General features: G+C 71.4%; 27 protein-coding genes. 22 read left to right on the top strand and 5 right to left on the bottom strand.

Going from position 1 to position 26378, the window contains the following annotated elements:
- The first annotated feature begins 140 nt into the window (after window positions 1-140).
- The 4 genes from ACLJQF_RS13460 to ACLJQF_RS13445 all read left to right on the top strand — a co-directional run bounded on the left by ACLJQF_RS13460 (window position 141) and on the right by ACLJQF_RS13445 (window position 5506).
- A complete protein-coding gene (locus ACLJQF_RS13460; protein WP_410609026.1) occupies window positions 141-584 on the top strand; it encodes a MarR family winged helix-turn-helix transcriptional regulator in 444 nt (147 codons plus the stop codon).
- A gap of 99 nt (window positions 585-683) precedes the next feature.
- Window positions 684-1871 carry an MFS transporter gene (locus ACLJQF_RS13455; protein WP_410608675.1) on the top strand — a complete coding sequence of 396 codons (1188 nt, stop codon included), beginning with the start codon at window positions 684-686 and terminating at the stop codon, window positions 1869-1871.
- Window positions 1872-1967: 96 nt separating this feature from the next.
- Window positions 1968-4562, top strand: coding sequence for an ATP-dependent chaperone ClpB (clpB, locus tag ACLJQF_RS13450; protein ID WP_410608673.1), 2595 nt, complete (start codon window positions 1968-1970; stop codon window positions 4560-4562).
- Window positions 4563-4738: 176 nt separating this feature from the next.
- Window positions 4739-5506 carry a hypothetical protein gene (locus ACLJQF_RS13445; RefSeq protein ID WP_410608672.1) on the top strand — a complete coding sequence of 256 codons (768 nt, stop codon included), beginning with the start codon at window positions 4739-4741 and terminating at the stop codon, window positions 5504-5506.
- Here ACLJQF_RS13445 and ACLJQF_RS13440 read toward each other — a convergent pair.
- Window positions 5503-6456 carry a hypothetical protein gene (locus ACLJQF_RS13440; protein ID WP_410608671.1) on the bottom strand — a complete coding sequence of 318 codons (954 nt, stop codon included), beginning with the start codon at window positions 6454-6456 and terminating at the stop codon, window positions 5503-5505. The genes ACLJQF_RS13445 and ACLJQF_RS13440 overlap by 4 nt on opposite strands.
- A gap of 119 nt (window positions 6457-6575) precedes the next feature.
- Here ACLJQF_RS13440 and ACLJQF_RS13435 point away from each other — a divergent pair, with 119 nt between their 5' ends.
- The 11 genes from ACLJQF_RS13435 to ACLJQF_RS13385 all read left to right on the top strand — a co-directional run bounded on the left by ACLJQF_RS13435 (window position 6576) and on the right by ACLJQF_RS13385 (window position 14909).
- Complete coding sequence (locus ACLJQF_RS13435; RefSeq protein WP_410608670.1) at window positions 6576-7331, top strand: SDR family NAD(P)-dependent oxidoreductase; 756 nt, start codon at window positions 6576-6578, stop codon at window positions 7329-7331.
- A gap of 105 nt (window positions 7332-7436) precedes the next feature.
- On the top strand, window positions 7437-8192 hold the full coding sequence (locus tag ACLJQF_RS13430) for an ABC transporter ATP-binding protein (protein ID WP_410608669.1): 756 nt from the start codon (window positions 7437-7439) through the stop codon (window positions 8190-8192).
- Window positions 8192-10639: an ABC transporter permease gene (locus ACLJQF_RS13425; RefSeq protein ID WP_410609025.1), complete on the top strand. Its 2448-nt coding sequence runs from the start codon at window positions 8192-8194 to the stop codon at window positions 10637-10639. Before ACLJQF_RS13430 ends, ACLJQF_RS13425 begins: the two co-directional genes overlap by 1 nt.
- A 27-nt stretch (window positions 10640-10666) precedes the next feature.
- A complete protein-coding gene (gene pyrE / locus ACLJQF_RS13420; protein ID WP_086671745.1) occupies window positions 10667-11230 on the top strand; it encodes an orotate phosphoribosyltransferase in 564 nt (187 codons plus the stop codon).
- A 104-nt stretch (window positions 11231-11334) separates the two neighbouring features.
- Window positions 11335-11886, top strand: a complete 552-nt coding sequence (locus tag ACLJQF_RS13415; RefSeq protein ID WP_410608667.1) for an RNA polymerase sigma factor — start codon at window positions 11335-11337, stop codon at window positions 11884-11886.
- Window positions 11877-12428 (top strand): Asp23/Gls24 family envelope stress response protein, encoded by a 552-nt coding sequence (locus ACLJQF_RS13410; RefSeq protein WP_410608666.1) that lies wholly within the window; start codon window positions 11877-11879, stop codon window positions 12426-12428. Before ACLJQF_RS13415 ends, ACLJQF_RS13410 begins: the two co-directional genes overlap by 10 nt.
- Complete coding sequence (locus ACLJQF_RS13405) at window positions 12425-12787, top strand: Asp23/Gls24 family envelope stress response protein (RefSeq protein WP_410608665.1); 363 nt, start codon at window positions 12425-12427, stop codon at window positions 12785-12787. The genes ACLJQF_RS13410 and ACLJQF_RS13405 overlap by 4 nt, the downstream gene beginning before the upstream one ends.
- The gene (locus tag ACLJQF_RS13400) at window positions 12784-13068 is read left to right on the top strand and encodes a hypothetical protein (protein WP_410608663.1); all 285 of its coding nucleotides are present in this window, start codon (window positions 12784-12786) and stop codon (window positions 13066-13068) included. The genes ACLJQF_RS13405 and ACLJQF_RS13400 overlap by 4 nt, the downstream gene beginning before the upstream one ends.
- 66 nt (window positions 13069-13134) lie before the next feature.
- Window positions 13135-13539 carry an Asp23/Gls24 family envelope stress response protein gene (locus tag ACLJQF_RS13395; protein ID WP_410608662.1) on the top strand — a complete coding sequence of 135 codons (405 nt, stop codon included), beginning with the start codon at window positions 13135-13137 and terminating at the stop codon, window positions 13537-13539.
- Window positions 13540-13848: 309 nt separating this feature from the next.
- Window positions 13849-14244, top strand: a complete 396-nt coding sequence (locus tag ACLJQF_RS13390; RefSeq protein WP_410608661.1) for a DUF2784 domain-containing protein — start codon at window positions 13849-13851, stop codon at window positions 14242-14244.
- A 14-nt stretch (window positions 14245-14258) separates the two neighbouring features.
- The gene (locus ACLJQF_RS13385) at window positions 14259-14909 is read left to right on the top strand and encodes a TrmH family RNA methyltransferase (protein ID WP_410608660.1); all 651 of its coding nucleotides are present in this window, start codon (window positions 14259-14261) and stop codon (window positions 14907-14909) included.
- Window positions 14910-14912: 3 nt separating this feature from the next.
- On the opposite strand, the gene ACLJQF_RS13380 is transcribed toward ACLJQF_RS13385, so the two are convergent.
- Both ACLJQF_RS13380 and ACLJQF_RS13375 read right to left on the bottom strand, forming a co-directional pair.
- Window positions 14913-15860, bottom strand: coding sequence for a cellulase family glycosylhydrolase (locus ACLJQF_RS13380; RefSeq protein ID WP_410608659.1), 948 nt, complete (start codon window positions 15858-15860; stop codon window positions 14913-14915).
- 129 nt (window positions 15861-15989) lie between these two features.
- Window positions 15990-18134 (bottom strand): molybdopterin-dependent oxidoreductase, encoded by a 2145-nt coding sequence (locus ACLJQF_RS13375; protein WP_410608658.1) that lies wholly within the window; start codon window positions 18132-18134, stop codon window positions 15990-15992.
- A 51-nt stretch (window positions 18135-18185) separates the two neighbouring features.
- Here ACLJQF_RS13375 and ACLJQF_RS13370 point away from each other — a divergent pair, with 51 nt between their 5' ends.
- Window positions 18186-19184, top strand: a complete 999-nt coding sequence (locus ACLJQF_RS13370) for a glycoside hydrolase family 76 protein (protein ID WP_410608656.1) — start codon at window positions 18186-18188, stop codon at window positions 19182-19184.
- 53 nt (window positions 19185-19237) lie between these two features.
- Here the strand turns inward: ACLJQF_RS13370 and ACLJQF_RS13365 are convergent, their stop codons facing one another.
- A complete protein-coding gene (locus tag ACLJQF_RS13365; RefSeq protein ID WP_410608655.1) occupies window positions 19238-20104 on the bottom strand; it encodes a LacI family DNA-binding transcriptional regulator in 867 nt (288 codons plus the stop codon).
- A 69-nt stretch (window positions 20105-20173) separates the two neighbouring features.
- Window positions 20174-21211, bottom strand: coding sequence for a LacI family DNA-binding transcriptional regulator (locus ACLJQF_RS13360; protein WP_410608654.1), 1038 nt, complete (start codon window positions 21209-21211; stop codon window positions 20174-20176).
- Window positions 21212-21318: 107 nt separating this feature from the next.
- Here ACLJQF_RS13360 and ACLJQF_RS13355 point away from each other — a divergent pair, with 107 nt between their 5' ends.
- Genes ACLJQF_RS13355 through ACLJQF_RS13330 form a run of 6 tightly spaced genes read left to right on the top strand, consistent with a single transcriptional unit; the run spans window position 21319 to window position 26326 of the window.
- Window positions 21319-22335, top strand: coding sequence for a substrate-binding domain-containing protein (locus ACLJQF_RS13355; RefSeq protein ID WP_410608652.1), 1017 nt, complete (start codon window positions 21319-21321; stop codon window positions 22333-22335).
- Window positions 22332-23321 (top strand): ABC transporter permease, encoded by a 990-nt coding sequence (locus ACLJQF_RS13350; RefSeq protein WP_410608651.1) that lies wholly within the window; start codon window positions 22332-22334, stop codon window positions 23319-23321. Before ACLJQF_RS13355 ends, ACLJQF_RS13350 begins: the two co-directional genes overlap by 4 nt.
- Window positions 23318-24127: an ATP-binding cassette domain-containing protein gene (locus tag ACLJQF_RS13345; RefSeq protein WP_285987298.1), complete on the top strand. Its 810-nt coding sequence runs from the start codon at window positions 23318-23320 to the stop codon at window positions 24125-24127. Before ACLJQF_RS13350 ends, ACLJQF_RS13345 begins: the two co-directional genes overlap by 4 nt.
- Window positions 24128-24129: 2 nt before the next feature.
- On the top strand, window positions 24130-24957 hold the full coding sequence (locus ACLJQF_RS13340; protein WP_410609024.1) for a PfkB family carbohydrate kinase: 828 nt from the start codon (window positions 24130-24132) through the stop codon (window positions 24955-24957).
- Entirely contained in the window at window positions 24954-25589 is a 636-nt protein-coding gene (locus ACLJQF_RS13335; protein WP_410608649.1) for a nucleoside/nucleotide kinase family protein, read from the top strand. The genes ACLJQF_RS13340 and ACLJQF_RS13335 overlap by 4 nt, the downstream gene beginning before the upstream one ends.
- On the top strand, window positions 25586-26326 hold the full coding sequence (locus ACLJQF_RS13330; protein WP_410608648.1) for an SDR family oxidoreductase: 741 nt from the start codon (window positions 25586-25588) through the stop codon (window positions 26324-26326). The genes ACLJQF_RS13335 and ACLJQF_RS13330 overlap by 4 nt, the downstream gene beginning before the upstream one ends.
- Window positions 26327-26378 lie beyond the last annotated feature (52 nt).

Genomic DNA, 26378 nt, shown 5'->3' with positions numbered 1-26378 from the left:
GTCAGGCGTGGGCGACCTCACCGCTGCGATGGTTGGCCGGAGCAAGCGTCCGGCAATATACTTGTATGGCGCAACCAAGGGAGGTGTCAGGGGTGTCTGCGGGCTTCGACAACACCGACGACGACGTCCGGGTCGAGCTCATGCGGGAGCTGAAGTCCGCTTCCCAGCTCCAGCACGCCTGGATCATGCAAGCCTGGCAGAGCGAGCCGGGGCTGCACCCGGCGGCCGCGATGCTGCTGTCCGACCTGGCGAAGAACGGCGAGACGCGGCCGTCCGAGCTGGCGAAACGCCGGTTCGTCGACCTCTCGGTCGTCAGCAGGCAGATCAGCCAGCTGTCCGCGGCCGGACTGGTCGACCGCCGTCCCGCGCCCGAAGACGGCCGGGCGTCCCTGGTCAGCGTGTCCGAGAAAGGCCGGGCCGAGCTCGCCCGCTGGCGCGCCAGCTACACCGAGTTCATGGAGCAGGCGCTCGGCGGCTGGGACGACGCGCGCGTCACCGACCTCACCGCGCGGCTGGCGGAGATGAACGCCGACCTCCGCCGCGCGCTCGGCAGCGACGCCTGCCTGGCTGACACGAACAAGTGACAGCAGAGGAAAAAGACACACCTGAAGTGTCACTTTCCTCTGCGGAAACTGTCCGTTCGGTCCTGACTTGGGGGCATTCGTCCGGGTTAACGTCGATGGGTGACGCGTGACCGGGTCGCACTGCTGTGCGCGCTGGGAATCGACAACTTCGGCTCAGGTCTGTTTCTCCCGTTGGCACTGGTCTACGTGACGCAGGTGGTCGGTGTGCCGCTGGCCGTGGCCGGCACCGCCGTCACCCTCGGTGCGGTCGGGGGGCTCGTCGTGCCGCCGCTGGCCGGCCGGTTCGTCGACCGGGTCGGGCCGCGCGCCGTGGTGGTCTGCGCCCAGCTGCTGCAGGCCGCGGGCGTGGGGGCGTACCTGATCGCCGACAGCGCGGGCCTGGTGGTGGTCGCGGCCGTCCTGCTCTCCGCCGGGCAGCAGCTCTTCTACAGCTCCCTGTCCGGGCTCATCGCCGACATCGCGGGCGACGGCCCGAAGGACCGGCCGTTCGCCGAGGCGGGGATGGCGCGGGCCGCCTCCTTCGGCATGGGCGGGCTGGCCGCGGGTGCGTTGCTGACGTGGCTCGGGAGCGACGGCTACCGCATCGCACTCGCGGTGGACGCGCTGACGTTCTTCGTGGCCGCGTCGATCCTCGTCTTCTCCGTCCGGCTCGCGCGGCCGCACCGGCCGGTCTGCGAACGGTCGGTGCGCGTGCTGCGTGACCGGCCGTACCTCGCTCTCATCACCTTCAGCGGGCTCTTCGGGCTCTCGCTGGACTTCTTCCTGATCGGCACGCCGGTGTTCGTGCTCGACCGGCTGCACGGCCCGGCCTGGCTGCCGGGTGCCATCCTCGCCCTGCTCACCGTGCTGACCAGCGTCGGCGGCACGCTCGCGCTGCGGCTCACCGCCCGGCTGACGCGGATCGCGGCGATGCGCGTCGGTTCGGCGTTGTTCTCCGCGTGGTGCCTGGTCAGCCTGGGCGTGCTGCTCGTGCCCGCCGCCTGGCAGGTGGCGTACCTGCTGATGTCGACCCTGGTGTTCGCCGCCGGCGACCTGGTCTTCGGACCGAGATCGGGGGCGCTCGCCGAGGCCGCGGCACCTCCGGTCGCCCGCGGACGTTATCTCGCTGCGTACCAGTACGCGTTCACCGTGGCGCAGGTGATCGCGCCCGCCGTGGTGGCCTTGTTCTCGGTCGCCGACTGGTTACCCTGGGTGCTGGTGGGGACGTGTGCCGGTCTCGCCGTGGCCGGGCTCGGCACCCTCGGGTCGCGGTTGCCGGCGAGCGCGGTCGCACCCGGACAGAGTTGAGCGGAACAGACTCAAGTTTTCGTGCGTTAAAGACAGTGACCGGCACGGTCAGGCCGGTCACCAGGACTTCTCGCAGTATCGAGCATGAGGTGAGGGATGGACGCTTTCAACCCGACCACGAAGACCCAGCAGGCGATCTCGTCCGCGGCGCAGGCGGCCACCATGGCCGGCAACCCGCACGTGTCGGCCGCCCATCTGCTGGGCGCCCTGCTGGCGCAGGGTGAGGGGCTGACCGCACCGCTGCTGACCGCGGTCGGGGCCGACCCGGAGGTGGTGCACAAGGAGCTCGAGCCGCTCACCGCGGCGCTGCCGTCCGCGACCGGCGCGACCGTGTCGAGCCCGCAGTTCGACACGTACGCGGTCAAGTCGCTGACGCGCGCCCAGAAGCTCGCCACCCAGCTGGGCGATGAGTACGTCTCGACCGAGCACCTGCTCGTCGGGCTCGCGACCGAGGGCGGCCAGGTCGCCGACCTGCTCAAACGCCACGGCGCGACGCCGGACGCGCTGCAGGAGGCGTTCGCCAAGGTCCGCGGCTCGGCCCGGATCACCAGCGCGGACCCCGAGAGCACGTTCAAGGCGCTCGAAAAGTACGGCGTCGACCTCACCGAGCGCGCCCGCGCCGGCGAGCTCGACCCGGTCATCGGCCGCGACACCGAGATCCGCCGCGTCGTGCAGGTGCTGTCGCGGCGCACGAAGAACAACCCGGTCCTGATCGGCGAGCCGGGCGTCGGCAAGACGGCCATCGTCGAAGGGCTGGCCCAGCGCATCGTCGCCGGTGACGTGCCGGAGTCGCTGCGCGGCAAGCGCGTCGTCGCCCTCGACCTCGGGTCGATGGTGGCCGGCGCCAAGTACCGCGGCGAGTTCGAAGAGCGGCTGAAGGCCGTGCTCAAGGAGATCACCGACTCCGCGGGCGAGGTCGTCACCTTCATCGACGAGCTGCACACCATCGTCGGCGCAGGCGCCACCGGCGAGGGCGCGATGGACGCGGGAAACATGATCAAGCCGATGCTCGCCCGCGGCGAGCTGCGGATGGTCGGCGCGACCACGCTCGACGAGTACCGCCAGCACATCGAGAAGGACGCCGCGCTGGAGCGGCGCTTCCAGCAGGTGCTCGTCGGCGAGCCGTCGCCGGAGGACACCATCGCGATCCTGCGCGGGCTGAAGGAGCGCTACGAGGTGCACCACGGTGTCCGGATCACGGACGCCGCGCTGGTCGCCGCGGCGACGCTGTCCGACCGCTACATCACCGCGCGCTTCCTGCCGGACAAGGCGATCGACCTGGTCGACGAGGCCGCGTCGAAGCTCCGCATGGAGATCGACTCGCGGCCGGTGGAGATCGACGAGGTCGAGCGCGCCGTGCGCCGGCTGGAGATCGAGGAGATGGCGCTCGCCAAGGAGAGCGACGCCGCTTCTCGTGACCGGCTGGCGGCGCTGCGGGCGGAACTGGCGGAGAAGCGCGAGACGCTGACCGCGCTGACCGCGCGCTGGCAGAACGAGAAGGGCTCGATCGAGAAGGTCCGCGAGCTGAAGGAACAGCTCGAGCAGCTGCGCGGAGAGTCGGAGCGCGCCGAGCGCGACGGCGACCTCGGCAAGGCAGCCGAGCTGCGCTACGGCCGGATCCCCGCGCTGGAGAAGGAGTTCGAAGCGGCCACCGCGGCGAGCGAGGCCAGCCAGCAGAACGTGATGCTCAAGGAGGAGGTCGGTGCGGACGACGTCGCGGACGTGGTCAGCGCGTGGACCGGCATCCCGGCCGGACGGCTGCTGGAGGGCGAGACCGGCAAGCTGCTCCGGATGGAGGAGGAGCTGACCCGGCGCGTCATCGGGCAGGCCGAGGCCGTGCAGGTCGTCGCGGACGCGGTCCGCCGCGCCCGGGCCGGCGTCGCCGACCCCGATCGCCCGACCGGCTCGTTCCTGTTCCTCGGCCCCACCGGCGTCGGCAAGACCGAGCTGGCCAAGGCGCTGGCCGAGTTCCTGTTCGACGACGAGCGCGCGATGCAGCGCATCGACATGAGCGAGTACGCCGAGAAGCACTCGGTGGCGCGCCTGGTCGGTGCCCCGCCGGGGTACGTCGGCTACGACCAGGGCGGCCAGCTGACCGAGTCCGTGCGGCGCCGCCCGTACTCGGTGGTGCTGCTCGACGAGGTCGAGAAGGCCCACCCGGACGTCTTCGACGTGCTGCTGCAGGTCCTCGACGACGGGCGGCTGACCGACGGCCAGGGCCGGACGGTGGACTTCCGCAACACCATCCTGATCCTGACGTCGAACCTCGGCTCGCAGGCCATCGCCGACCCGTCGCTCGACGAGCGGCAGCGGCGGGACGCGGTGCTGGACACCGTGCAGCGGCAGTTCAAGCCGGAGTTCCTCAACCGGCTCGACGACATCGTCGTGTTCCACTCGCTCGGCACCGAGCAGCTGACGTCCATTGTGGACATCCAGGTGGCCCGGCTGGCGAAGCGGCTGGACCAGCGGCGGCTGAACCTGGAGGTCACCGACAGTGCCCGCGAGTGGCTCGCGCTCAACGGCTTCGACCCGATCTACGGCGCCCGCCCGCTGCGGCGGCTGATCCAGTCGGCGATCGGCGACAAGCTCGCGAAGGAGCTGCTGTCGGGCGAGATCCGCGACGGCGACACGGTGCGCGTCGACGGCCCGGAGCTGGAGGCCGGCAACGCGCTGACCGTCACCCGCGTCTGACGGTTCGTGAAGGCCACCTTGAGGAAGTTTATCTTCCTGAAGGTGGCCTTCACGGCTGTCCACAGTGGTTCGTGGCGATTTGTCGACCCGGGAAGGCGGAAAATGCTCCGAATGGGCCCGGCGACACGGGTACCGGCGATCATCCCTCCGGTGTAACAGGCGATACCCTGGCGGTCGTGGGTATTCCGGCGTGGATCTGGTTCGTCATCGCGGCCGTCGCCCTGGTGGCGGGGCTGGGGCTGCTCGCGGCCGACCGGGCGAAGGAGGGCTCGCGCAACCGCGAGCGAATGCGCTGGGCACAGTTGCGCGGCTGGCAGTTCGTCGAGGAGGACGAGCGCCTGCCGCAGCAGTGGTCCAACGGCGCGATCGGCTACTTCGGCGCGGACGCGGCCGTGAACGTGGTCGCGGGTTCGACCTTCACCTCCGACGGCCGCCGCCCGGTGTTCATCTTCGACATCGAGACCGAGGGCCAGATCCCCGCGGTCGTGGTCGCGGTGCGCTGCAACAAGAAGCACCGCATCCCGATCGAGATGTGGCTGTCCAGCGTCCCCTTCCAGCGCGCGGACATGCCCGAGTTGCTCGGCCCGATCGGAGCGCGCTACGCCTTCGCGGACGACGCGGACGGCGCCCGCGTGGTGATCACGCAGGAGCTGGTCGACGCGGCGGACCAGCTGGGCGGCGACGTCGGCGTGGCCTGGCTCGAGAACGAGTGGGTCCTGGCCAGCGTGGTCCCGACGGCCGGCCCGTCGCGGCTGGAGCGGCTCCTGCGCGACCTGGGCGAGATCGCGGACATCGTCGACCCGTTCGACGAGGACTACGACGCGGGCCGCCACCAGGCGAGCGCTCCGGTCCCGTCCGAGGCCACCGCTCCGGGCACCCCGGCAGCGGGGACACCGGTCCAGCAGCCGCCCGCGGACGCGGAACCGAAGCCGAGCGAGAGCTAGAAGCCGAGCAGCCGCTGGTCGAGCACGCTGAGCGACGCCGACCGGTCGAGCGTCCCGCGTACCGACGTCGTGCTGCCTTCGGCGTGGACCACGTGGTCCACGCCGAGGTCGCCGCGGATGGAGCCCGCCGGCCCCGCCGGGCCGAGGGACTGGCTCGTCTTCGCCAGGCCCCACGCCGGACCCAGCTGGCCGCCCAGCTCGTGCTTCTGGCCCACGTCCAGCACGCCGGCGAGCTGGCCGGTCGCGTGCTGCTCGGACGTCGTGCCCACCGCGCCCAAGCGACCCAGGTCGACCGCCTGGCCGGATGACCTGCGGGCCGACAGGGCGCCCCGGAGGTCGCCGGCGAAGGTGCCGCGCAGGCCCGTGTCCAGCTGCTCCGCGTTCTGGCTCAGGACGTCGACGCCGTCCGCGAGCCAGATTCCGTGGCTGGTGCCTTCGCCGGCACCGAGGCGGCGTTCGGTCGTGCCCGTCAGGCCGGGCGTGAGCGACAGGTCCCGCGCTGCGGCCTGGCCGAGCCGCTGGTTGTTCGCCGTGGTCGCCGAGATCTCGCCCAGCCGTAGCGCGTGCTGGCCGGTGCGGACCAGCGATTCGCTCTCGCGCTCCGAAGCGGCCGTCGCGTTCTGCCGTCCCTCGCGGCGGATGGTCGCCGACTCCGAGAGGTCGTTGATCAGCAGGGCGCCCGCCACCTCCTTCGCGACGAAGTCGTGGCGGGTCGCCGTCACGACTTCGCGCGCGGACGACGTCTCGTTCTCGGTCGCCGTCGAGATGTCGCGGCCGAGGGTGCCGTCGTGGCGGTGGTCGACCGGGAGGGTCACGCGGTCGATCGGCAGCGTGATGTCGGTCTGGGTCGCGAGTGCCGTGGCGGGGGCCGCGAAGAGCAGCGCGACGGGGGCCGCGCCCGCGGCGACCTTGGGCAGGTAGCCGCTTTTGCGCCTGCTGTGCTTACCCATGCGGCGGACGATACTTCCCCGGCCAATCGAACGCACGTCCACCCGTGACCAGCGAGTATGTTCACCCACATGACCACCACAGATTTCTTTGCCGGGGGTCCGGGTGGCGGAGCCCCCGGATGAACACCGCTCTCATCACCGGCGCCACGGCGGGCATCGGCGCGCAGTTTGCGCGCACGCTCGCCGCCGGTAACTACGACCTGGTGCTCGTCGCCAGGGACGCCGCGCGGCTGGAGGCCTACGCCGCTGAGCTGCGGGAAAAGCACGGCGTGGCGGTCGAGGTGCTGCCCGCCGATCTGTCCGAAGTGGACGGCCGGACGGCGGTCGAGGAGCGGCTCGCCGCCGGGCCGGTCGACCTCCTGGTGAACAACGCCGGCTTCGGGCTGAACGGCGACTTCTGGACCATCCCGCCGGACGCGCTGCAGCGCCAGCTCGACGTCAACGTCACCGCGGTCCTGCGGCTCACCCGCGCCGTGCTGCCCGGCATGATCGAACGCGGGCACGGCGAAATCATCCAGGTCAGCAGCGTCGCGGGCTTCTTCAGCGGCCGCGGTTCGACGTACACGGCCAGCAAGAACTGGGTCACTTCCTTCACCGAAGGCATCGCCGTGTCGCTGCCGAAGGGCATCCGGATGATGGCGCTCTGCCCCGGCTTCACGGCGACCGAGTTCCACGAACGGGCCGGTATCGGTAAATCCGGCCCGAAAATCGCCTGGCTGGGTGTCGAACAGGTGGTCGGCGAGGCGCTCGCGGACCTGCGCCGCGGCAAGGTGATCTCCGTGCCGAGCCTGCAGTACAAGGTCGTCGTCGCGATCGGCGGCCTGCTGCCGCGCGCGGTGCTGCGCCGGATCAGCGGCGGCCGCGGCCGCACCTGAGAGGGCACTTTCACGTGAAAGTGCCCTCGGGTAGGGCTGTCCCCACCTCCGAGACGCGCGTCTGCACCAGGGTGGTCCGGGGGCTGCGTCCCTAGCGTTTTCCCCATGACAACTGGGTGGCACGAGGCAGCCGACGCGGTCCGGCTCGAGGCCGTGCGCAAGGAGTACGGCGACGGCGTGGTCGCGCTGGACGGGGTCTCGATCGCGTTCCCGCGCGGCGGGTTCACCGCGGTGATGGGCCCGTCCGGCTCGGGCAAGAGCACGTTCCTGCACTGCGCGGCCGGCCTCGACCGGCCCACCTCCGGCCGGGTCGTGCTCGACGGCCAGGACCTCGACGGCAAGAACGAGACCTACCTGACGAAGCTGCGGCGCGACCGCGTCGGCTTCGTCTTCCAGGCGTTCAACCTGCTCCCGGCGCTGACGGTCGAGCAGAACGTCGTGCTGCCGCTGCAGCTGGCCGGCAAGCGCCCCGACAAGCGGCTGGTGGCGCGGATCCTCGCGCACGTCGGGCTCGACGGGCGCCGCAAGCACCTGCCCGGTCAGCTGTCCGGCGGCCAGCAGCAGCGCGTCGCGATCGCGCGGGCCCTGGTCACCGACCCCGCGGTGCTGTTCGCCGACGAGCCGACCGGCGCCCTCGACACCCGCACCGCCGCCGAGGTGCTCGGCCTGCTGCGCGACTCCGTGCGGTCGTCGGGCCAGACGGTGATCATGGTGACGCACGACCCGGTCGCCGCGTCCTACGCCGACGACGTCGTGTTCCTGGCCGACGGCCGGATCGCCGGGCGGTTGGCCCGCCCGACCGCGGAAGCCGTCGCCGAGCGGATGACCCACCTGGGTGCCTGGGGCCAGGTGGCGGCGTGATGTTCAAGCTGGCGTTGCGGACCCTCCGCCTGCGCAAAGGCGGCTTCCTGGCGACGTTCGTCGCGGTGTTCTTCGGTGCGCTGGTCGTCTCGGCGTGCGGTGGCCTGATGGAGACCGGCATCCGGTCCGAGACGCCGGTGCAGCGGCTGGCCGCGGCGCCGATCGTCGTCGGCGGGCAGCAGATGCTCAAGCTGCCGGAGGACGACCCGGCGACCCTCGAGCCCGACGACAAGCACAAGTTCGAGAACGCGACCCTGCCCGAGCGCGTCCGGCTGGACGCGGCGCTGGCCGATCGCCTGCGTGCGGTCCCGGGCGTCACGAACGTCGTCGGCGAACTCAGCTTCCCCATGCAGCTCGGGGCCGCGAGCGCCCTCGGCCACGCCTGGGATTCCGCCGTGCTGACGCCGTACGCGCTCAGCGGCCAGGCGCCGAAGCCGGGCGAAGTCGTGGTCGACGCCGGGCTCGGGCTCGCCGTCGGGGACACGCTGCCGATCGCCGCGCACGGCAGCGTCGCCCAGTACCGGATCTCGGGCATCGCCGAGGCGCCCCAGGCCATGCGGGACGCGGCGGTGTTCTTCGCGCCCGCGGACGCCGGACGGCTGTCCGGGCACCCGGGCCGGTTCGACACCATCGGCGTCTTCGGCGGTGACGTCGCCGCCGTGACCGCGGCTGTCGGCGACGCCGGTGTGGTGGCGACCGGCCTCGACCGCGGCGCTTTCGAGTTCCCCGAGACGGGCAAGGGCGGCGAGAACCTGATCGTGCTGGCCGCTGTGTCCGGTGGGCTCTCCGCGATGGTCATGGTGTTCGTCGTGGCGGGCACGCTGACGCTGTCGACGCAGCAGCGCCAGCGCGAACTCGCGCTGCTGCGCGCGGTCGGCACGACGCCGCGCCAGCTGCGGCGGATGGTGCTCGGCGAGGCGCTCGTCGTCGGGCTGCTCGCGGTCGGCGCCGCGGTGGTGCTCGGCCCGGTGCTCGGGCAGTGGCTGTTCGATCGGCTCGTGGAGCACGACGTCGTCCCCGATGTGCTGCGGTTCCGGCAGGGCTGGGTCCCGGCGGTGGTCGCCGCGGGCGCGTCGCTGCTGGCCGTCGTGGGTGCGTCCGTCGTGGCGGGACGGCGGGCGGCGCGGATCCGCCCGACCGAGGCGCTCGCCGAAGCCGCCGTCGAGCGGCGCTGGCTGACGCCGATCCGGCTGGTCACCGCGATCCTGTGCTTCGCGGGCGGGACGGCGCTCGGCATCGTCACGGTCGCGGTGATGACCGGCCCGGTCGCGGCCAGCACGGCCGGCCCGGCGGTGATGCTGTGGGCGTTCGGGCTCGCCGCGATCAGCCCCGGCGTGACGAAGCTGATGGCCACGCTGCTGCGCTGGCCGGTGGAGGCGCTCACCGGCGTCAACGGCCGGGTCGCGCTGCGCAACACCCGCGTCGGCGCGGTGCGGGCGGCCGGCGCGGTCACCCCGATCATGCTCGCCGTCGGCATCGCGACCGCCAACATCTACCTGCAGACGACCCAGGAAGCCGTCTCGAACCAGGCTTACACCGAGGACCTGCGCGCGGACGCCGTCGTCGGCGCGGCCGGCGGGCTCGACCCGGCCGTACTGGGCCGGGTGCGCGCGGTGCCGGGGGTGGCCGAGGCGTCGGAGTACGTCACCAGCACGGTGTTCGTCGAGAAGCCGTTCGACTCGGGCCAGCACGACGACGGCCGGCCCGCGCTAGGCGTCAGCGAGCTGACCGGGAACGCCGTCGAGGTGCCCTCGACGCTCGGCCACCACGTCGGCGACACGCTGTCGCTGCGGCTCGGCGACGGCACGCCGGTGGCCGTGCGGGTCACCGCCGTCGTCGACCAGCGCCCCGGCTTCGAACGGCTCGTGCTGCCCGCGGAGCTGCTGGCCCCGCACACGACGCTCGGGCTCGCCCCGCAGTTGCTGGTCCGCGCCGCCCCCGGCGTCGACCCGGCGACGCTGACCGCGCGCCTTCGCGAGGCGACGGCCGGGCTGCCGGTGTTCGTCGGCGACCGCGGCACGCTGATCGCGGCGCACGCGAAGGGCAACGAGGTCGGCGCCTGGGTCAACTACCTGCTGGTCGGGATGATCGTCGCGTACACGGTGATTTCCGTGGTGAACACGCTGGTGACGGCCACCGCGCGGCGCCGCCGCGAGTTCGGGGTGCAGCGGCTGAGCGGCTTCACCCGCGGCCAGGTGCTGCGCATGGCCGGCGTCGAGGGCGGCCTGATCGCGACCATCGCGGTGCTGCTCGGGACGCTCGTCGCGGCGGGCGCGATCGTGCCGTTCTGCCTGGTGGTGACCGGGTCGCTGCTGCCGTCGGGGCCGGTGACGATCTACCTGGCCGTGCTCGCGATCGCCGTGGTGCTCTCGCTCGTGGCCATCCTGGTCCCGGCCTGGGCCGCCACGCGCGGGCGTGCGGTCGACGCCACATCCGTCGGTGAGTGAACCCGGCCGTGTGTAAGACTCTCGGCCGTGGCGAACCCCGGGTTGGATCAAGCGGCGAAACTCGAACTGGCCAGGCTGGTCACCGATCTTTCCGTGGTGCACGGAAAAGTGACTCTGGCGTCCGGCAAGGAAGCCGACTACTACATCGACCTCCGGCGGGCGACGCTGCACCACGCGGCCGCGCCGCTGATCGGCAAGCTCCTGCGTCAGCTGACGGCGGACTGGGACTACGTGGCGGCCGGCGGCCTGACGCTCGGTGCCGACCCGGTGGCGCTGGCGATGCTGCACTCGGCGGCGACCGACGGGGTCGTGCTGGACGCGTTCGTGGTCCGCAAGTCGGTCAAGGAACACGGCATGCAGCGGCGCATCGAGGGCATGGAGGTCCGCGGCCAGCGCGTGCTGGCCGTGGAGGACACGTCCACCACGGGCGGCAGCGTGCTCGAAGCGGTCGCGGCCCTGCGCGAGGCGGGCGCGAACGTGATCGGCGTGGTGACGGTCGTCGATCGCGACACCGGCGCGCGCGAGGCGATCGAGAAGGAAGGCCTCGAGTACCGGTACGTCCTCGGCAAGGACGACCTCGGCCTCGACTGACCACCACCGGGGCGGATCAGTGGATTCGCCCCGGTGACCACCGTCACCGACAATCAGCGCGTGACGTTTTCCGCGCTCCGGTGTCCTCCCGCTGAGGAGGTGCCGTGACGACGACTACGCCGCTCGACGACGTGACTCTCGTCGGCCGGGCGCGGGACGGCGACGTCCGCGCGTACGAGCAGCTCGTGCTGCGCTACCAGGGCCCGATGTTCCGGCTCGCCGTCAAGATGCTCGCCCACCGCGGCGACGCCGAAGACGTCGTGCAGGAGGTGTTCCTCAACGCCTGGCGCAAGCTCGGCCAGCTCACCGAGGACGCCGCGTTCGTCGGCTGGCTCTACCGGGCCACCACGAACCGCTGCCTCAACGCGATCCGCGCGCGCAAGCCCCAGGCCGACGTCGACCTCGACACCGCCGAGTCGCCGCGGACCGACCTCCAGCCGGAACGGGCCGCCCAGGTGAGCAGTCAGCTCGCCGCCCTGAACACGGCGCTGGACCAGCTCACTCCCGAGCAACGGGCCTGCTGGCTGCTGCGTGAGGTGCACGGCCGGTCCTACGAGGAGATCGGCGAAATCGTCGGCGTGAACGCGACGGCCGTCCGCGGCCGGATCGCGCGCGCCCGGGCTCAGCTGGCGGAGGTGATGAAGCCATGGCGATGACGGACTACGAGCTGCCTTGCGAACGCGATGTCGAGCACGTGTGGGCGCGGCTGGACGCGGTCGGCGCCGGGCTGGCCGACGAGCACGAGCTGACCTGCCCGCACTGCCGGGCGGCGCGCGAGAGCCTGCTGGCCCTGCGGGCGGCCACTTCCGAGCTGGCGGCCGAGGAGGACGCGCCGTCGCCGGACCTGTTCGGGCGGATCATGTCGGCGGTGCGGGCCGACGTGCGGCGTGGCTCGATGGTGCGGCTGCCGACCCCGGAAGCCGGGTTCGTCGAGGTCAGCGAGCAGGCGGTGGCGACGGTGCTGCGGTACGCGGCCGACACCGTCGACGGCGTCCGGGCGCGGCGCTGCCGGGTGCGGACCGTCCCCGGCGGGGTCGAGGTGGAGCTCACCCTCGCGGTGAGCCTGCGGACCGCCACCGGCGGGGCGGCGTTGGCGGAGGTGCGGGAGCGGGTGACCACGGCGGCCACCGCCCGGGTGGGCCTGACGCTGGCGAAGCTCGACCTGCTCGTGGAGGACGTGTACGGGGAGCCGGAATGAGCGTGGAGTACGTCATCGCCGATCCGGTGATCGCCGGCGTGGCGGCGCGGGCGGCGATCGACACGCCGGGCGTGGTGCGCCTGGAACCGGGCCTGCGCGGCCTGGTGACGGCGTGGACACGCGCGGCCCGGCAGCGCTGGAAGGGCCTCGACCCGGCGCCGTCGGACGGCGTCCGGGTCCGGACCGCGGACGGCCGGGTGACGGTCCACATCGACCTGGTCACGGCGGGAGCCGACCAAGCCGCGGCGGTTGGCCGGGCAGTCCAGCGCTCGGTGACCCGGTCCGTGGCCGAGCAGATCGGCCTGGTCGTCGACGAGGTTTCAGTGTCCATTATGGACATCGAGCCGGAAACCCGTTGACCGCCAAGGAAGCCGTCGAGAAGATCGTCGGCGCGCTCGAGATGGTGGACGGTGTCCGCCCGGCGTTGCCGGTGGCTTGGGACACCCTGGCGGTGGAGCTGGGCCCGAACGTGGTCGAGATCCGCCTGATCGCCACCCGGCTGCCGATCCCGCCGTTGCTGGATCGCGCGGCCCAAGCCGTGCGCCCGGCGCTGGCGGGCACGGAGTGGGCGAACGCGCGGCTCCGCCTGGTCGTCACCGACCTCGACGGAGCGGCGTTCGCGAGAGCCACGTCACAGTGACGACCTCCCGTCCTGAATGTCCTTGGTGACGAAGCCGTTGGGGGACCGGGCATCCAGGGAGGAACCATGACCGAAACCGCACTCGTCACCAAGCAGGGCACCACGACCATCTCCGACACGGTGGTGCAGAAGATCGCCGGTCTCGCCGCGCGCGAGGTCCGCGGGGTGCACGACCTCGGCGGCGGCGCGGCCCGGGCGTTCGGCGCCCTCCGCGACCGCATCCCGGGCGCGTCGGCCGGCATCGGCCAGGGCGTCTCGGTCGAGGTCGGCGAGAAGCAGGCGGCGGTGGACCTGCAGGTGCTCGTCGAGTACGGCGTCGCCATCGCGGAGCTGGCGCGCTCGGTGCGCCGCACCGTGGTGACGGCCATCGAGCAGATGACCGGGCTGCAGGTCGTCGAGGTGAACATCACCGTCACCGACGTCCACCTCCCCGGCGACGACGAGCCGGGCGTCAGCGATCGCGTCGAGTGAAATCCGGCTGCCCGGACGCCGGCCCGGGCGTACCGTCGGGGCATGGAGGAGCCGCCGGAACCGCAGCGCCCAGCCGACCCGAACCGGAAGAAACCGGACGGTGCGCCCGATCAGTACCCGCGCGAGGAGCCGACGCAGTACCCCGCCAAGCGGCCGCCGGAATTTCCACCGGGCGTAACTCCTCCGTCACCACGCAGGTGAACGGGTTGCTCCGCTGGGTTAAACATCACCCGCCTGGGCATCCATAGAGACGGACGACCCCGGCCGGCGGAGTAAAGTCGCTGGTAGGGGGATCGGTGGAGGGGTGCGATGGCGAAGTTCCTGGCTGACGTGACCGTCGTGGTGCACATCCTGGCGTTGGCGCTCATCGGGCTGGGCGGCTTCCTCGCCTGGCGCTGGCCGAAGCTGATCTTCGTCCACATCTTCGCTGCCGCCTGGGGCGTGCTGGTCAACGTGACGCCGGTGCCGTGCCCGCTCACCGCGCTGGAGAACTACTTCCGGCACCAGCAGGGCCTCGGCGACCTGCCCGGCGGGTTCAACTCCTACTACCTGTACGGCACGGTCTTCCCCCAGTCGTGGCTGCCGGCGATCGGGATCATCGCCATCGTGCTGGTCGCGTACTCCTACGTCGGCGTCTACCACCGCTGGCGCCACCGCCACGACCATGCGGAGGAAACCCACGTGCGTCCCGTTCACCTCGGTTAGGCGACAATCGCCGGGTGAACACCATCCCCGGACCCACCGAGTGGGTGAGCCGCGAAGAGGTCGGCGTCGGCCCGTGGCCGGGCGAGTGGCCCGCCGACGAGCGGTACGACCCCGAGCTGCTGCGGGAGGGCGACCGTCGCAACGTCGTCGACGCCTACCGCTACTGGCGCCGTGAGGCGATCGTGTCCGATGTGGACAGCCGGCGGCACCCGTTCCACGTCGCGATCGAGAACTTCCAGCACGACCACAACATCGGCACCGTCGTCCGGACGGCCAACGCGTTCGCCGCGGCCGAGGTGCACATCGTCGGCCGCCGTCGCTGGAACCGGCGCGGCGCGATGGTGACCGACCGCTACCAGCACCTGCGCCACCACGACGACGTCGGCGGCCTGATCGCCTTCGCAGCCGAGCAGGGCCTCGCCGTCGTCGCGGTGGACAACACGCCGGGCTCCCAGCCGGTCGAGACGGCGGAGATCCCGCGCGAGTGCGTCCTGTTGTTCGGGCAGGAAGGGCCCGGGCTTTCGCGGCCGGCGCAGGAAGCCGCGTCGCTGGTGGTGTCGATCGCCCAGTTCGGCACGACCCGCTCGATCAACGCCGGGGTCGCGGCCGGGATCGTCATGCACGCCTGGATCCGGCAGCACGCCGACCTCGGCCGCGCCTGGTGACGCCTACAGGCCCCAGCCCCAGCGCAGCTGGACCACGCCCGACGCGTTGTTGGTCTCCAGGCCGCTCCCGCTCTGCCGCGTGATCGAGTATGTGTCCCCGGACCGCAGGCCGGGCCAGTAGACGACGCCCATCTGCCGGGACCGCGTCAGGTCCGTGGTGGCGGCGAAGTACGCGGTGAAGTTGTTGCCGTCCTGGTGGCCGGCGGAGTAGTCCAGTCCGGTCGTCATCGGGGCGCCGGCCTCGTCGATGATCGTGCGGGAGGAGTACGACCCGAGCCGGTTGCTGAGGTTCGTGGTCCACGCCGAGCGGGTGGTGTCCGACGCCCAGAAGCCGTAGAAGTGCAGCGACAGCAGCGTGCCGTCCAACGCGCTCGCCGCGCCGACGCCGGTCACGTTGTCGTTGTAGCCGGTGCCGCTGATCAGCACCCGGCCGCGGGGGATGGCCGAGTGCCGGGACAGCCAGGTCGAACAGAGTGACACCCAGGCGTTCAGGCTGTAGCCGAACGGCTCGTTCATCGGCTCGAAGTAGACGTTGCCGTTGCCGCCGTAGTCGGCGGTGACCTTGTCCCACATGGTGTTCCAGGCGTTCGTGTCGTCGACGAAGCCGTCCTTGTTCGCTTCCCAGTAGCCGAAGATGACCTTCATGCCGTGGGACAGGGCCGAGTCGGCGGCGCCCTTGTACCGCCCCCACCAGTCCGAGTTGACGCTCTGCGGGTTGATCGGCAGCCGCACGGTGTTCGCGCCGAGCTTCTGCTGGAAGCCGGTGATGATGCCGTCCGCCTTGCCGCGGACGCTGTCGTAGCTGTCCCCGGCGGCGAGGCCGGTCGGGATCACCCAGCCGTCCACGTAGTTGTCGCGGGCGTCCGCCCAGTTGACGCCGCGGAAACTGTTGGTCGCGGCGGACGCGCTCGGCGGAACCGCGAGCAGGGGGACAGCGAGTACTGCGGCCATCGCGGCGTGTAGCCAGATGCGAGTACCGAAGCGCTTCATACGAACTCCGATGTCCGAGGGGGCGCGTGATCGATGTTTACGTCAACATCCGAGCTGAGAATGCGTCAGCGCCCGCGCCGGTGTCAAGCGTCAGACGGGGGCGACCTCGACCGGGATTCCGTTCAACACCGACGTTCCGGACGGAACGTCCAGCAGCGTCTCGTCGGCGACCAGGTTCGAGTTGACGCCGGGGTTCGCGCGCGCCACCCGCGTCCGCGTGCCGTCGACGTCGTGGCCCCAGCCGTGCGGGATGCTCACGACGCCGGGCCGGACCTCGTCGGTCACCTCCACCGGGACCTGCAGTTTTCCGGCGCGGGAGGTCACCGACGCGAGGCCGCCGTCGGTGAGGCCCAGGCGCGTCGCGTCGGCGGGGTGGACCTGCACGGTGCACCGGTTGCCGCCGCGGATCAGCGGTTCCAGGTTGTGCATCCACGAGTTGTTCGAGCTCAGGTGCCGCCGTCCGATCAGCACCAGGCCGTCTTCCGCGTTTTTCGCAAGTTCTTCCCGCAATCGCGGAACGTCGGCGACCACCGGTGCGGGCGCGAGTTCGATCCGGCCGGACGCCGTGCACAGCACCTCGGGGATCCGCGGCTTCAGCGGCCCGAAGTCCATCCCGTGCGGTGCGGCTTCGAGGTCGGCCAGCGTGACGTCGTAGGGGCCGGCGCGCAGCAGCAGGTCGACCAGGCGCGCGGGCCCGGTGCGCTCGCCGGCGACGGCGACGTCGAGCCCGTTGCGGCGCGCGGTCTCCCCGGCGACGAAGTCGTCGAGCGCGGCGACGTCGGCTTCCGGGCCCTGACCGGCGACGATGCCGGTCAGCCGCAGCATGGTCTCCCACTCCTGCGGCAGCGCCGAGGGCAGCGTCGCCGGCGTCCAATTGGCGATGTTGCGGATGGAGAGCTGGTAGAAGGCCAGGTCGAAGTGCGGGCGTTCGAGCGGCGACGGGCCGGGCAGGATGACGTCGGCCTGCCGCGACGTCTCGTTGAGGTAGACGTCGACGGAGATCATGAAGTCGAGGTTTTCCAGGGCCGCGGCGAGCCGCCCGGCGTTCGGCGTGCTCAGGCAGGGGTTGCCGCTGACCGTGATCAGCGCGCGGACCTGGCCCTCGCCCGGGGTTTCGATCTCGTCGGCGAGCGTCGCGACCGGCAACTCGCCGACGACCTCGGGGTAACCGCGCACGCGGCTGTGCCAGCGCCCGACGGCGAACGGCCGCCGGTTCCCGGTCGGCTGGCACGCGGCCAGCGGGAACATCGCGCCGCCCGGTTCGTCGAGGTTGCCGGTGAGCACGTTGAGGACGTCGACCAGCCAGCTGGCGATGGTGCCGAAGGCCTGCGTCGTGGTGCCGATCCGGCCGTAGACGACGGCGTTCTCGGCTTCGGCGAGCTCCCGGGCCATCGTGCGGATCTCGGCCGCGTCGATGCCGGTGCGCGGCGCGACGGCTTCCGGCGTGAACGGCTGGGCCAGTTCGCGGACCTCGTCGAGGCCGTTGAGGTGTTCGGCGACGCGGCCGGGATCGCCGAGGTTCTCCGCGAACAGGACGTTGACCAGCGCGAACAGCAGCAGTGCGTCGGTGCCGGGCCGAATGGCGTGGTGCTCGTCGGCGAACTGGGCGGTGCGCGTGCGGCGCGGGTCGACGACGACGATCTTGCCGCCGCGGTCGCGGATCCCGCGCAGCCGCCCGCGGATGTCCGGCGCGGTCATCAGGCTGCCGTTGGAGACGAGCGGGTTGGCGCCGAGGATCAGCAGGTGCCGCGTCCGGTCGAGGTCGGGCACCGGGATGGCGAGCGGGTCGCCGAACATCGTGCCGGAGGAGTAGTGCTTCGGCAGCTGGTCGACCGAGGTCGCGCTGTAGAAGTTCTTGGTGCCCAGGGCCTTGTAGAGGACGCGGCCGTAGAGCGTCAGCGCGATGTTGTGCACGCCGGGGTTGCCCGCGTACACCGCGACGGCGTCCCGGCCGTGCTGCTCGACGATCGGCGGGAGGCGGCGGGCGATCTCGTCGTAGGCCTCCTGCCAGCTGACCTCGACGAACTCGCCGTCGCGCTTGAGCAGCGGGGCGGTCAGCCGGTCGGGGTCGTGGTGCAGCGCGCCGAGGGACGCGCCCTTGGGGCAGATGTACCCCCGCGAGAAGACGTCCTCCTTGTCACCTTTGACGCGGGTGACCTGCTGGTTCGCATCGAGCGTCACCTCCAGGCCGCAGGTGGCTTCGCACAGCGGGCAGGTGAGGTGGGCCGTCGTCATGACCACTGAACATACCGAGCGGTATGTGGATGGGCAAGGCACGATTGCGTCATGGACGTCTCGGCCGCGGAACACGCGGTGACTTCGCGCCACCTGCGCCGGGTGTGGGCGCTGCCCGGCACGGTCCTGGGCCGGAGCCGCTGGCCGGCTTCGGTCGATCAGCGGCTGCACTGGCACTGGAATTACTGGTGGCAGGCGCACCTGCTGGACACGCTGGTCGACGCTCAGCTGCGCGCGCCCTCTCCGGCGCGGCTCGCGTCGATCCGCGCTTTCGTGCGTTCGGTGCGGCTGCGCAACTTCGGCCGCTGGACCAACGACTACTACGACGACATCGCCTGGCTCGGCCTTGCGCTGCAACGCGTTTCCGCGTTGGGCATCGACGTCGGACCGGCCCTGGCGGCGATCGACACCCAGCTCCTCTCGGGCTGGACAGCCGCGGCGGGCGGCGGAATCTGGTGGCGCCGCGGCGACGACTTCAAGAACGCCCCGGCCAACGGCCCGGCGGCGATCTTCCACGCCCGATCGGGAAATCTCGCCCGGGCACGGGAGATGACTTCGTGGCTGACGTCCACTTTGGTCGATCCGGCGTCCGGTCTGGTCTGGGACGGGATTCGCGCGGACACGGGCGAGCTCGTGAAGCACATTTACACGTACTGCCAAGGGGTGTATCTCGGCGCCTGCCTGGAGTTGTCCTTAGTGGACGAAGCGGCGCGGACGGTACGGGCGGTGGCGGAGCACGTCGCGCCGGAGGGTGTCATCCGCGGCCAGGGCGGGGGCGACGGCGGGTTGTTTGCGGCGATCCTGGCCCGGTACCTGGCCTTGGCGGCCCGTTCCCTCCCGGGGCCGGAAGCCTCGACGGCCCGATCACTGGTGCTGACGTCGGCCTCGGCGTGCTGGTCCGGCGCCGCGGCCACCCCGGAGGGGCCGGTGTTCAGCGCGTACTGGGACCGTCCGGCGCCGTGGCCGTTGCCGGAGGGCGCGCCCGAGCGGGACATGTCGGTCCAGGTGGGCGGCTGGATGCTGCTGGAGGCGGTGGCCACCCTGTCGTGAGTGGTAATTAGGGTTCTAACCCTAATTACCACTCACGAGGGTCGCGGCAGAGCTCAGCAGCCGCAGGACGCGCCGTGCAGGAACTTCGGCGTCAGCCACACCGATTCCGGCGGCCGGTCCGGATCCGCCATGCGGGACATCAGCAGCTGCACCGCCCGGCGGCCCAGGTCCGCGATCGGCTGGACCAGCGTCGTCACCGCCGGGCTCACGCGGCGCGCCCAGTCCATGTCGCCGTAGCCCACCACGGCCAGCTCCGAACCGATGCGGATCCCCCGGCGGTGGGCCTCGTACTGGACGCCGACCAGCATCGACTCGTCCGCCACCACCAACGCCGTCGGGGACGGCCAGCCGTCGAGGAGCTTGGCCGTCGCGCGGGTTGCGCCGCCGGAGTTCGAAAACCCGGACTCGACCAGTTCGCGGTTGAACCGCAGGCCGGCCTGCTCCAGGCCCAGCCGGTAGCCGCGGACGCGCTCGCGGCTGACCTCCAGGCCTTCGTCGCCCGAGATCAGGCCGATCTTGCGGTGCCGCCGGTCCGTCAGGTGCCGGACCAGCGATGCCATCGCGTGCACGTTCTCGGTACCGACCTGGTCGACGTCGTTGCGCGCGGCCACCCGGTCGACCAGCACCGTCGGCACGCCCATCCGGACCAGGCCGTTGATCACCGCTTCATCGCCGGCCGAGGGGACCAGCAGCACGCCGTCCACCAGGTCCGCGCGCAGCGCGCGCACCACCGCCGCCTCTTCGCCCACCGCGTCCGCGGTGTCCGCCAGCACGACGTCACACCCCGCCTGCGCCGCGGCCGCCCGGACGGCACGCAGCAGCTCGCCGGAGTAAGGGAGCGCGTTCACTCCCATCGCGACGCCGATCCGGTAGGTGACCGGGGGGTCCCACAACCGGAGGTCCGGCGAAAGTGCGGTCATAAGCCCTCGCAGACGCTCCGCCGAAAGGTATCCGCTGAACGGACGTGCGGGCGTATCAGGAACCCAGATTCACTGAAGTGAGTGAACGGCCGGGCAGCCGCACGACTCGCGGTGACGCAGAGTGGGTGCCAGTCGCACTGTTTCGGCCTTGCGGGCCGGGTCGTTGATCCGGGCCAGCAACAGCCGGACCGCCTGCCGGCCGATCTCCTCGATCGGCTGCGCCATCGTCGTCAGCGGCGGGTCGACCAGGTCCGCCCACTCGACTTCGTCGTAGACCACCACCGGCAGGTCACGCCCGATCCGCAGCCCGCGCCGCCGGGCCTCGTGCAGCACCCCGACCATCATGCCGTCGTTCCCGACGACCAGTGCCGTCGGCGGCTCGGGCAGGGCCAGCAGCGTGCTCAACGCCAGGGCGCCACCTTCGCGCGACGAGTTTCCGCAGGCCACGAGCTCGGACGACCACGTGAGCCCGGACCGGCCGAGCCCGAGCCGGTAGCCGAGCACCCGCTCTTCGCTCGTCGACAGCCCGGGCACGCCGCTGATCATCCCGATCCGCCGGTGCCCCAGTGTCGCCAGGTGCGCGGTCAGCGCCGACGTCGCCTGGATGTTCTCCGAACCCACCTGATCGACGTCGGTGCGGGTGGCCAGCCGGTCGATCAGCACGGTCGGGACGTCGAGGGACACCAGCTCGCCGATCACCGGTGCGTCGCCGGGCGCCGGGGTGATGAGCAGGCCGTCGACGCGACGGGAGCGCAGCGCCCGCACCGTGTCACGTTCCGTGTCCGCCGCGTCGTGGGTGTCGGCCAGCAGGACGGTGTAGCCGTGGGTCGACGCCTCGCGCTCGATCGCCTGCATCAGCGTGGCGAAGTACGGGTTCGCCACCAGGGAGATCGCCATCCCGATCGACCGGGTCCCGCCGGTGACCAGCGAACGCGCGATGGCGTCGCCGGTGTACCCGGTCGTCTCGATCGCCCGCAGCACCGCCGCCTTGGTGTCCTCGGCGACCGCGCGCGTCCCGTTCACCACGTGCGACACGGTCGTGATCGACACGCCCGCGAGCTCGGCGATGTCCCGCTGGGTCGGCCGCGAAGACTTCGACTGGGGCATACCCATCCTTTCCGGCAAGCGTTTGCGCAAACGCTTGCGCGCATCGAGCAGTCTGTCTACCTTCCCGACCATCGGCAAGCTTCGACACGAACAAAGGGTGGGAACCCATGAGACACCGAAGTCTCACCGCGCTCACGCTGGCCGCGGTCCTCGCCGCGACGACCGGGTGCACGGTCGAACGCCACTGGGGCGGCAACACCAACACGGCCGGGAGCGGCAAGGCGAAGGTCGGCCTGGTCACCAAGACCGACACCAACCCCTACTTCGTCGAACTGCGCAACTCCGCGAGAGCGGCGGCGCAGGCCAACGGCGCCGACTTCAGCGCGCTCGCCGGCCAGTTCGACGGTGACAACGACGGCCAGGTCCGCGCCATCGAGAACCTCCGGCAACAGGGCGCGAACACCATCCTGATCACACCCAGCTCGTCCACCGGCGTGCTCAAGGCGATCAAGGACGCCCGCGACGCCGGGGTCCTGGTCATCGCCCTCGACACCGCCACCGAACCGCCGGACGCCGTCGACGCCACCTTCGCCACCGACAACTTCGCGGCCGGCGAGCAGCAGGGCGCGTACGTCAAGGCCGCGCTCAAGGGCGTCCCGGCCAAGCTGCTCATGGTCGACGGCACCGCCGGCAGCTCGGTCGACACCCAGCGGCACACCGGGTTCCTCAAGGGCATCGGGTTGACCGACGGCTCGCCGGAGATCAAGGGGCACACCGCGGCCAACGGCGACCAGAGCCTCGCCCAGCAGGGCATGGAGAACCTGCTGCAGCGCAGCACCGACATCAACGCCGTCTACTCGATGAACGAGCCGATGGGCCGCGGCGCGTACGCGGCGCTGAAGGCCCGCGGCCTCACCGGGCAGATCGTGATGGGCTCGATCGACGGCGGCTGCGAAGGCGTCCAGAACGTCAAGGACGGCCTGTACGCGGCGACCGTCATGCAGTTCCCGGCGAAGATGGCCGAACAAGGCGTGCTCGCGGCCGTCGAGTACGCCAAGACCGGCAAGAAGCCGACCGGGTTCGTCAACACCGGGTCCGCCGTGATCACCGACAAGCCCCTGCCCGGCATCGAAAGCCACGACACCGCCTGGGGACTGCAGAACTGCTGGGGAGGCAAGAAATGACTACCGCAGTGGCTTCGAAGGACCGTGAATCACTCGGCGACTTCCTCCTCCGCGCCCCCGCGGTCGGCCCGGCGCTCGCGCTGGTCGTCGCGATCGTGGTGTTCTCGCTGGCCACGGACACGTTCTTCGACCTCGACAACCTGTCCACCGTGGTCCAGCAGTCCCTGGTGGTCGGGACGCTCGCGCTCGGCCAGACGCTCGTCATCCTCATCGCGGGCATCGACCTGTCCAACGCGGCCTCGATGGTCGTCGCGACGCTGATCATGGCCAAGCTCGCCGCGGCCGGGACCAACGGTTTCGTCGCGCTGCTCGCCGGCGTGGTGCTGACGATCATCGTCGGCATCTTCATCGGCGGGCTCGCGACGCGGATCAAGCTGCCGGCGTTCATCATCACGCTCGGCACGTTCACCATGCTGACCGCGGTGTCGAAGCTGATCGCCGGCGGCCAGGCCGTGCCGGTGACCGACGGGGTGCTGCAGTGGCTCGGCACCAAGCGCTACCTCTTCGGCGGCATCCCGATCACCTACGGCATGACGCTGGCGCTGCTGATGTACCTCGGCGTCTGGTACGCGCTGACGAAAACCGCGTGGGGCAAGCACGTCTACGCGGTCGGCAACGCGCCGGAGTCGGCACGGCTGTCCGGCATCAAGGTCAACCGCACGGTGCTGTCGGTCTACATCGTGGCCGGGCTGACCTTCGGCATCGCGGCCTGGCAGGCGCTCGGCCGGACGCCGAACGCCGACCCGAACCAGTTCCAGCTCGGCAACCTCGACTCGATCACCGCCGTCGTCCTCGGCGGGACGAGCCTCTTCGGCGGCCGCGGCTCGGTGCTCGGGACGCTGATGGGCGCGCTGGTCGTGGCGGTGCTGCGGTCGGGGCTGACGCAGATGAACGTCGACGGCAACTACCAGGACCTCGCCACCGGCGCCCTGCTCATCGCCGCCGTCGTGGTGGACCGCATCGCGAGGAGGCAGCAGCAGTCATGAGTGAACCCATCCTCCAGGCTCGCGGACTGGTCAAGCGCTACGGCCGGGTGACCGCCATCGACGGCGCCGACTTCGACCTGCTGCCCGGCGAGGTGCTCGCCGTGGTCGGCGACAACGGCGCCGGGAAGTCGTCGCTCATCAAAACCCTGTCCGGCGCGGTGATCCCGGACGAAGGGGAGATCAAAGTTGACGGCAAAACCGTCCACTTCAAGTCCCCTTTGGACGCTCGGCACTACGGGATCGAGACGGTCTACCAGGACCTCGCCGTCGCGCCCGCGCTCGACATCGCGTCGAACATGTTCCTGGGCCGGGAAAAGCGGCTCAAGGGACCGCTCGGACTGTTCCGCAAGCTCGACACCGCGACCATGCGGTCCGAGGCGCAGCGGATCCTCGACGAGCTGGGCATCAACATCAAGTCGATCAGCCAGCCGGTCGAGACGCTCTCCGGCGGGCAGCGCCAGGGTGTCGCGGTGGCCCGCGCGGCCGCGTTCGGCACCAAGGCGGTGATCATGGACGAGCCCACCGCCGCTCTCGGCGTCGCCGAGTCCGGCAAGGTGCTCGACCTGATCGGCCGGATCCGCGACCGCGGCCTGCCGGTGGTGCTGATCAGCCACAACATGCCGCACGTGTTCGACATCGCCGACCGCATCCACGTGCACCGCCTCGGCAAGCGCGTCGCGGTGGTCTCGCCGAAGACGCACTCGATGAACCAGGTCGTCGGCCTGCTCACGGGCGCGTTGCGGCTCAATGAGAACGGTGAAGTGGAAGAAGCGGCCGCCGCGACCCACGTGGCCGGCTTGAAGTGAGAGTGCTGCTGGCGGGACTGTGCACCGTGGACGTCGTCCAGCGGGTCGAGGAGCTTCCGGCGCCGGGCGAGAAGGTGCAGTCGCTGCAGGTGGACGTCGCGGCCGGTGGGCCCGCGACGAACGCCGCGGTGACGGCGGCCGCGCTCGGCGCCGAGGCGACCCTGCTGACCGTCCTCGGTGCACACCCGCTGGCGGCGCTAGCCCGCGCCGACCTCGAAGCCCACGGCGTCCGGCTGATCGACCTGGCTCCCGACCTGCCCGACCCGCCCCCGGTCAGCGCGGCCACCGTCCGCGTCCGCGACGGCGAGCGCACGGTCGTCTCCCGCAACGCCGGAGGGCGGCACTTTCACGTGAAAGTGCCGCTTTTGGCAGCTGATGTCATTTTGCTTGATGGGCACTATCCGGAGCTTGCGCTGGCGGTTGCGCGAGAAAAGAAGGCGCCGGTGGTGCTTGACGCCGGGAGCTGGAAGCCCGTGCTCGACGAGCTGCTTCCGCTGGTCGACATCGCTGCGTGCTCCGCGCACTTCACCGCGCCGGGACCCGGCCTGCACGAGCGCGGCGTCCCGACCGTCATCACCACCGCGGGGCCGCACCCGGTGCGCTGGTCCACTGCGGACGGCGACTCGGGTGAGGTGCCTGTCGCGGACGTGGAAGCGCGGGACACACTAGGGGCAGGCGACGTCTGGCACGGCGCGCTCGCCGTGGCCGTGATCCGGGAACGGACGGTGACGGGCCGGATTCGCTTCGCCAACGAGGTGGCCGCCGAACGGGTGCGGCAGGTGGGACCGCGGTCGTGGACGACCGCGATCGCAGGAAGGAACAGGACATGACGGCGTTCGACGACCTGCTGGCCAGGGCCGAGGGGCTGACCGTGCGCGGGCAGCGCAACGTGCTCGGCATCATCGGCTCGCCCGCGTCCGGCAAGACCACGCTCGCCTGGGCGCTGGCCAACGCGCTCGGTTCGCGCGCGGCGGTGGTCGGCATGGACGGCTTCCACCTCGCGCAGGTGGAGCTGCGCCGGCTGGGCCGCACCGAGCGCAAGGGCGCCCCGGACACGTTCGACGCCGCGGGCTACTACCACCTGATCCGCCGCCTCGCCGAAGGCCGCGAGACGGTGTACGCGCCGGAGTTCCGCCGCGAGATCGAGGAACCGATCGCCGGCGCCGTCGCGGTGCCACCGGAGGTCCAGCTCGTCATCACCGAGGGCAACTACCTGCTGCTCCCGGACGACCCGTGGAGCGCGATCCGCCCGCTGCTCACCGAGGCGTGGTTCCTCGCGCCGGACGAGCCCGAGCGGATCGAACGGCTCGTGTCGCGCCACCGCCGCTTCGGCCGTTCGCTGGTCGAGGCGAAGCAGCGCGCGCTCGGTTCGGACCAGCGCAACGCCGACCTCATCTCGCAGACGCGCGACCGGGCCGACCTGGTGCTGGAGAACCTGCCGCTGGCGAACTTCGCGATTTGACCCTGATCGTCACCGGCGGCAGCCGGGGGATCGGGGCGGCGATCTGCACCCTTGCCGCCGCGCGCGGCTACGACGTCGTCGTCGACTACTCCGGCGATCCCGCTCCCGCCGAAGCCGTCGCCGAGCAGGTGCGGGCGTCCGGCCGGCAGGCGCTGCCCTTCTGCGCGGACGTCTCCAGCGAGGACGACGTCCGCGCGCTCTTCGACGCGGCTGCCGGGCTCGGCCCGGTGACCGGCCTGGTCAACAACGCGGCGATCGTCGGCAACACCCCGGGCCGGCTCGAGGACTACGCGGTCGACGTCGTCCGGCGCACCTTCGACGTCAACGTCACCGGGGTGTTCCTGTGCTGCCGCGAGGCGGTCCGCCGGATGTCCACTCGCCACGGTGGCGACGGCGGCGCGATCGTCAACATCTCCTCGACGGCCGCCCGTACCGGCTCGGCCGGCGAGTGGGTGCACTACGCCGCGTCGAAGGCCGCCGTGGACACGCTGACCTTCGGCCTCGCCCAGGAGGTCGCGGGCGAGGGCATTCGTGTCAACGCTGTCGCGCCCGGGATGGTGCACACTGGATTGCACGAGGCCGCCGGACTGCCGGACCGGCTCGAGAAGTTCGCGCGGCAGATTCCGATGGGGCGCGCCGGCCACCCGGCCGAGATCGCCGAAGCCGTGCTGTGGTTGCTTTCGCCGGCCGCGTCCTTCACCGCCGGGGCGGTGCTCGACGTGGGTGGCGGCCGCTGATCGTTGTGAACCGGCGTTTCCGGTGCTTCGTGTGGTGAGCGTTCCCGGAACC

This window comes from Amycolatopsis sp. lyj-109 (genome assembly GCF_046548995.1).
Taxonomy (GTDB): Bacteria; Actinomycetota; Actinomycetes; order Mycobacteriales; family Pseudonocardiaceae; genus Amycolatopsis.
This window is presented reverse-complemented; position numbering and strand designations above follow the sequence as displayed.